General features: G+C 72.4%; 1 protein-coding gene. It reads right to left on the bottom strand.

Annotated features, from left to right (window positions below):
• Positions 1 to 1,012, bottom strand: a 1,012-nt coding sequence (locus ABTZ59_RS37320) for a S53 family peptidase (RefSeq protein ID WP_351426134.1), incomplete at both ends; no start/stop codon positions are given.

Genomic DNA, 1,012 nt, shown 5'->3' on the forward strand with positions numbered 1-1,012 from the left:
GTTGGCGAAGCCGATCCGGTGCCCGGAGGCTTGTTCCGCGTCGGCCTGCAAGGCGGCGAAGGCGGGGGTCGCCGCCGATGTGCCGCCGAATCCGATGAGGTGGAAGGTTCCGGCGTCGGTGAAGCCGACCAGTACGGGCAGTGCCCCGTCACCCTCCATCGCGACGTCGGGAGTCGTGCGGTGCCTGGTGTCGCCGGTGTCGCGGTCGCGCTGGTACCAGGGCTGCGGGAAGTCGCTCGCGCCTCCTCCGCCGCCGAAGGCGAAGACGCCGGGGACGGGTCCCCAGGGCCCCTTGCCGTTGTCGGTGCGGATGGACACCTCGTCGCCCATGCTGGTCTCCCAGGCGTAGTCGCCGTGCCGGTCCAGGGCGAGGGTGGTGCCGCCGACCGAGGTGACCCACGGGGAGCCGCTGGGGAAGTCGGCCTGGGCACGGGTGGTCTTCGGGTCGCAGTTGACGCCGGTCTGAGCTGCCTGGGGCGAGGAGTCGCCGCAGTCACCCGCCGCGAAGTAGACCCCGATGCCTTCGGCGGCGGCCTGTTGGAACAGCAGGTTCCACGCGGCGACCAGGGCAGGGGTGATGTGCCCCGGATCGGAGTGGATGATCTCGGCCCAGGAGTTCGAGATGACGTCCGCCCGGCGGCCGTCGATGACGTACGACTCGGCGTTCATCAGGTCGTTGTCGAGGCAGGAGTTCGCGCCGACGTAGAGGACGTTCGCGTCCGGGGCGAGTCCGTGGGCGAGGTCGATGTCGAGAGCCTGTTCGCCGGCCCAGGTGCGCGGAGGCGCGCACGCGTCGCCGATCTGCCACTGGGAGGGGGTGACCTGCTCGCGGTACTGGCCCGGCCGGAAAGGACGGTCGCCGGTGGCGCGGGCGTAGCGGGCCGTGTCGGCAGCCATGTCCGGCGATCCGTAGGCGTCGACGACGGCGATGGTGGCGCCGCGGCCGGTGGCGCTGCCCCTGCCGCCCGCGCCGTAGGCGTGGCGCAGCTGGGCGGGGGTGTAGGGGCAGGGC

The sequence above is a fragment of the Streptomyces sp. NPDC094034 genome, from assembly GCF_040303865.1.
Taxonomy (GTDB): Bacteria; Actinomycetota; Actinomycetes; order Streptomycetales; family Streptomycetaceae; genus Streptomyces.